Raw genomic sequence first — 4,800 nt, forward strand, 5'->3', positions numbered from 1 at the left:
GGTTCACGTGCGAACGGTAAAAAGCGCCCCCGGCAGGATTCGAACCCGCGACCAATCGGGTAGAAGCCGACTGCTCTAATCCACTGAGCTACGGAGGCATGCGCACGGCGCGGGATAAATCCTAGCCCACGTCCCCCGGGAAGCGGAAAAGTTCCCAGGTGGTGGGGAGATTCACCCCGGCTAGGTTCGCACCCGTGCGCCGATTAGGGTAGAGCGCATGTCAGTAGTACGGGTCGAGGAAGCAGATACGCGGGCGTCGATAAGCATGCGGAAGGTCCGGCCCACCTGGCCGCTCTACCTGCTGTTCTTCGGTGTCGCCGGCCTGGTGGGCGCGACGATCTCCTTCGAACTTCTCACGGACTCGCTCGTGGCACTGGGTATCCCGGATCCGGGGCCGGTGACCACGTGGGGTCTGCCGTTCTTCCGGGCGGTGGGGTGGATGCTGGCGGCGCTGGCGATCGGCTCGTTCATGTTCTCGGCGTTCTACATCTCGCCGCGGGTGCCCGACGGCGATAACACGCGCCTGGTGGAGGCCCGCCTGAGTGTTGACGGGGACATCGCCACGCGGACCGGTGCCTTCGCCACCCTCTCCTTCGGCCTCATCGCCGTGCTCATGATCCCGCTGACGCTGTCCGACGTGTCGGGCACGCCGTTCCGCGACACGCTGGCCATCGACATGTGGGGGGTGGCCGTCCGCCAGGTGGCCACGGCTCTGGCCTGGTCGGTGGTGGCCGGTATCTCGCTGGTGGTGGGCGTGGCGGGGCTGATCCTGCGCTCCTGGATCGCGCAGCCGCTGCTGCTCATCGGCGCGATCTTCACCATCGTGCCCCTCGGCATGGAGGGCCACGCCGCGGCCGGTGGCGCGCACGACTACGGCACGAACTCCTACCTGTGGCACCTCGTGGCCATGGCGGTGTGGATCGGCGGCCTCCTGGCGCTCATCGCGCACGGCCGCCGGCTCGGCCCGGACATGGAGACCGGTCTGCGCCGCTATTCCGCCGTGGCGTTCTTCGCGCTCATCGTCATGACGATCTCGGGCCTGATCAACGCCGCCGTCCGCGTGGAGTGGTCGGACTGGCTGACCACCACCTACGGCGCGATCCTCATCGCCAAGACGGTGGGCCTGGTGCTGCTCGGTTTCCTCGGATTCGTCCACCGCATGCTCACCATCCCGCAGATCTCCGCGAAGCCGGGGCTGTTCCTGCGTTTCGCCGTCGTGGAGGGCATCGTCATGGCGGCTGTCACGGGCGTGGCCATCACCATGGGGCGCACCCCGCCGCCGGCGCCGCGGGACCCCAACCTCTCGCAGATGGCCATCCAGATGGGCTATGACCTCCACGAGAAGCCGACCCTGTCCAACGTGTTCACCATGTGGCGCTTCGACGTCATGTTCGGCACCATCGCGCTGCTGCTGACCGCCGGGTACCTCTACGGGGTCTGGCGCGTGCACCGCCGGGGCGGGACGTGGAACCCGCTGCACACCACCATGTGGCTGCTGGGTACGGGCAGCCTGCTGGTGACCACGAGTTCCGGTATCGGCATGAACATGCCGGCCACCTACTCGATGCACATGATCGTGCACATGATCCTGTCCATGGTGGTCCCGCTCTTCCTGGCCCTCGGCGGCCCGCTGACGCTGCTCATGCGCGCCTACGAACCGGGCGCGCCGGGCAGACCGGGCCCGCACGACTGGGCATTGGCGATCACCCGCGCCCCGCTGTTCAAGTTCCTCACCCACCCGCTGGTGAACACGCTGCAGTTCCTGTTCATCTTCTACGTCCTGTACCTGTTCATCCCGCTCTATGAACTGGCGATCTCCGAGCACGCCGGCCACCTGGCCATGAACTGGGTCTTCCTCATCTCCGGCTACCTCTACTTCTGGGAGCTGGTGGGCGTCGATCCGACCCCGGTGCGCCGCCCGACGGCGATCCGCCTGGCCTGGCTGACCGGGTCCATGCCCTTCCACCTCTTCGCCGGCGTCTACCTCATGCAGCTCACGACGATCCTGGGTGAGGATTTCTACCTCAGCCTCGGGCTCCCTTGGGAGCTGGATCTCCTGGAGGATCAGCGCGTCGGCGGCGGCATCGGCTGGGCCTCGGGCTCGTTCCCCATGGGCCTGGTGTTCCTCCTGCTCTTCCTCGGGTGGCGTCGCGATGAACGCGAGACCGAGACCGCCTACGAGAAGCGGGTCGAGTCCGGCGAGGATGATGACTTTGAGGCCTACAATGAGATGCTCGCCCGCATTTCCGCAGGTGGCGCCGCCCGCAATGAGTTCGAGGAGAAGGAGTTCCCCAAGGCTCCCGAGCCCGTGGAGGACACCCCGGACGAGCCGGAGGGCCCCGTACTCGATCTGCGCTCCCGCCGCAAGGAGTAACTGACGGGGGAGGGGCGTTTCTGTGGATAACTCGAGTTATCCACAGGCTTATCGACGCCACGGTTGTCACCCCTACCACCCTCTGCCAGGCTGCGAGGTGTCAGCACGACACACTCACACTCAGGGGGAAACACCATGGCACAGACCACCACGACCATCCTCGGCAATCTCACCGACGAACCGAGCCTGCAGTACTTCGAGAAGTCCACGTCCTACAAGGCGCGCCTGCGCATCGCCTCCTCCCGCCGGGTGCGGGACAAGAAGAACCCGGATCTGTGGATCGACAGCGATCCGCTTTTCATCGACGTCGAGATCTGGGGCCCGTTGGCCATCAACTGCAAGAAGTCACTGGGCAAGGGGATGCCGGTCATCGCCCACGGCACCCTGGTCACCGACGAATGGGAGGACAAGGAGTCCCAGCAGAAGCGCCAGGTGGTGAAGCTGCGCTGCTTCTCCATCGGCCTGGACCTCAACCGCTACGTCATCGGCTCCCAGCGCGTGGACGCCGCGGAGAAGAATCTCCTCGGTGCGGCCCTGCCCGCCGACGTCGATCCGAAGTCGCTGTGCGAGAAGGTGTGGGAGAAGACCGAGCCGGCGCTCGAGCCGGGACCGGAGCCGGTGGGGGTGGTCAACGGGGCGTCGGCAAGCGCGGGGAACGGGGTCGTCCCCTTCTAGAACATCCGGGCCGGTCATGTACCCTGTGGAGTGTCTTTACCGCACGAGAACACTAGGGGAGAAATGGCCGAGTTCATCTACACGATGAAGAATGTGCGAAGGGTCGTCGGCGACAAGGTCATCCTTGACAATGTCACGATGGCCTTTTACCCGGGCGCCAAGATCGGCGTCGTGGGACCCAACGGTGCCGGCAAGTCGTCGGTGCTCAAGGTGATGGCTGGCATCGACCAGCCGTCCAACGGCGAGGCCTTCCTGGATCCGGGCGCCACCGTGGGCATCCTGCTGCAGGAGCCGCCGCTCAACGAGGACAAGACCGTCCGCGAGAACGTCGAGGAGGGCCTGGGCGACATCTTCGAGAAGAAGAAGCGCTTCGAGGAGATCGCCGAGGAGATGGCGACCAACTACACCGACGAGCTCATGGAGGAGATGGGTCGTCTCCAGGAGGACCTCGACGCCGCTGACGCGTGGGAGGTCGACTCCAAGATCGAGCAGGCCATGGAGGCGCTGCGCTGCCCGCCGTCCGATTCGCCGGTGACCAACCTCTCCGGTGGTGAGCGCCGCCGCGTCGCCCTGGCGAAGCTGCTGCTCTCCGAGCCGGACCTGCTGCTGCTCGACGAGCCCACCAACCACCTCGACGCCGAGTCCGTCCTGTGGCTGGAGAAGCACCTCGCCGACTACAAGGGTGCCGTCCTGGCCGTCACCCACGACCGTTACTTCCTCGACCACGTCGCGGAGTGGATCTGTGAGGTCGACCGCGGCAAGCTGCACCCCTACGAGGGCAACTACTCCACCTACCTGGAGAAGAAGGCCGAGCGCCTCGAGGTCGCCGGCAAGAAGGACCAGAAGCTGCAGAAGCGCCTCAAGGATGAGCTGGCGTGGGTCCGCTCCTCCCCGAAGGCCCGCCAGGCCAAGAACAAGGCCCGCCTGGAGCGCTACGAGGAGATGGCCGCCGAGGCCGAGAAGTACCGCAAGCTGGACTTCGAGGAGATCCAGATCCCGACCCCGCCGCGCCTGGGCAACAAGGTCGTGGAGGTCAAGAACCTGGAGAAGGGCTTCGACGGCCGCACCCTCATCAAGGACCTGTCGTTCACCCTGCCGCGTAACGGCATCGTCGGCGTCATCGGTCCGAACGGTGTGGGTAAGACCACCCTGTTCAAGACGATCGTGGGCCTGGAGCAGCCGGATGCCGGCACCGTCGAGGTCGGTGACACCGTCCAGCTGTCCTACGTCGACCAGGGCCGCGAGAACATCGACCCGGAGGCCACGGTGTGGCAGGTCGTCTCCGAGGGCCTCGACTACATCAAGGTCGGCCAGAACGAGATGCCGTCCCGCGCCTACCTGTCCGCCTTTGGTTTCAAGGGCCCGGACCAGCAGAAGCCGTCCAAGGTGCTCTCCGGTGGTGAGCGCAACCGCCTCAACCTGGCGCTGACCCTCAAGCAGGGCGGCAACCTGCTGCTTCTCGATGAGCCGACCAACGACCTCGACGTCGAGACGCTCGGTTCCCTCGAGAACGCCCTGCAGAAGTTCCCGGGCTGCGCCGTGGTCATCTCCCACGACCGTTGGTTCCTGGACCGTACCTGTACCCACATCCTCGCCTGGGAGGGCAACGTGGAGGAGGGCAAGTGGTTCTGGTTCGAGGGCAACTTCGGTGACTACGAGAAGAACAAGATCGAGCGCCTCGGTGCCGATGCCGCGCGTCCCTCGCGCGTCACCCACCGCCGCCTGACCCGCTAGGTTCACGCTTATCGACG

Annotated in this window: 3 protein-coding genes and 1 tRNA gene; 3 read left to right on the forward strand and 1 reads right to left on the reverse strand. The window is 65.8% G+C overall.

Annotated elements, in window-relative coordinates:
* Nucleotides 1-24: 24 nt before the first annotated feature.
* Nucleotides 25-98 (reverse strand) — tRNA-Arg (locus Q4F73_RS11585).
* Between the two features lie 119 nt (nucleotides 99-217).
* Here Q4F73_RS11585 and Q4F73_RS11590 point away from each other — a divergent pair.
* The 3 genes from Q4F73_RS11590 (at nucleotide 218) to ettA (ending at nucleotide 4,783) form a co-directional block, all read left to right on the forward strand.
* Entirely contained in the window at nucleotides 218-2,374 is a 2,157-nt protein-coding gene (locus Q4F73_RS11590) for a cytochrome c oxidase assembly protein (protein ID WP_303359498.1), read from the forward strand.
* Nucleotides 2,375-2,509: 135 nt separating this feature from the next.
* On the forward strand, nucleotides 2,510-3,049 hold the full coding sequence (locus Q4F73_RS11595) for a single-stranded DNA-binding protein (protein ID WP_303359499.1): 540 nt from the start codon (nucleotides 2,510-2,512) through the stop codon (nucleotides 3,047-3,049).
* A 63-nt stretch (nucleotides 3,050-3,112) separates the two neighbouring features.
* Nucleotides 3,113-4,783 carry an energy-dependent translational throttle protein EttA gene (ettA, locus tag Q4F73_RS11600; protein ID WP_303359500.1) on the forward strand — a complete coding sequence of 557 codons (1,671 nt, stop codon included), beginning with the start codon at nucleotides 3,113-3,115 and terminating at the stop codon, nucleotides 4,781-4,783.
* Nucleotides 4,784-4,800 lie beyond the last annotated feature (17 nt).

This window comes from Corynebacterium sp., from assembly GCF_030535495.1.
In the GTDB taxonomy this organism is placed as follows: domain Bacteria; phylum Actinomycetota; class Actinomycetes; order Mycobacteriales; family Mycobacteriaceae; genus Corynebacterium.